Origin of the sequence: Vibrio sp. 10N.222.49.A3 (assembly GCF_041475145.1) — a bacterium.
GTDB lineage: Bacteria > Pseudomonadota > Gammaproteobacteria > Enterobacterales > Vibrionaceae > Vibrio > Vibrio tasmaniensis_A.
In genome coordinates this window covers 1-768 of the sequence record NZ_JBFRVM010000316.1, presented here as the reverse complement: position 1 = coordinate 768, position 768 = coordinate 1, and the positions used below count along the sequence as shown (strand labels likewise).

1 protein-coding gene is annotated in these 768 nt (G+C 37.9%); it reads left to right on the top strand.

The genetic code is table 11. The features are described from left to right. Positions 1-120: 120 nt before the first annotated feature. Positions 121-759 (top strand): hypothetical protein, encoded by a 639-nt coding sequence (locus AB4589_RS25345; RefSeq protein WP_372101950.1) that lies wholly within the window; start codon positions 121-123, stop codon positions 757-759. Positions 760-768 lie beyond the last annotated feature (9 nt).

Below are 768 nucleotides of genomic sequence, written 5' to 3'. Positions count from 1 at the left end.
AGCGGCTTCGTTCAACAAAGCATTTAAGAGTGATTCGCAACGCTTGGCGTTTTCGCTTCGCTCAAGTATAGCCAAGCGTCGCTCACACCTTAATGCGGCGTTAGCAGCTAGGAGGTTTCCTTGAGTTTAGAAGAAAAAGTTAATTTAATTAATGAAGGTGTCAGTCTTAGCAACATAAGTTACATCATTGTTTTTATAGTGACGGTTGTATCTGGTTTTATTGGGGCATTTTGCTCATCTTATGCAAAAACAAAGGGTAAACACTTAGCCACTAAAGAAGATATTGATAAGCTTTATGTTCAGACACAAAAGTTAACTCGGGCAACAGAATTAGTTAAACAACAAGTTGCGAACGATTCGCGAATAGAAAGTAAAAAATGGGAAATTAAGCTTGATATATACAAAGAAATCTTAGAAGCACTATCAACATGGCGGACGATTATCGACCAAATGGTTCGAGATTTATTTAATAACGACGGCTCCATCAAAGATACCGTTAAGATAGATATAGTTAACGAACGCGTTAGTCGCATGTCTCAGGTTTTTGAAAATATAGCTAAGATTGAAGCAATGTCTGAATTGGTACTAAATACTGATCAGGTTAACAAAGTGAGGGCTATCCGACAGGAAGCAAACTTAGGCACTGAGGTTGATGACATCAAGGAGTCTTTCGAACGTGCGATAAAAAATATAAAAGAACTAGAAGCGGAAATAGGTTTGCAAGCTAAGGAAGAACTGTTTGGCAACGCTGCTAACTAATAAGGATTA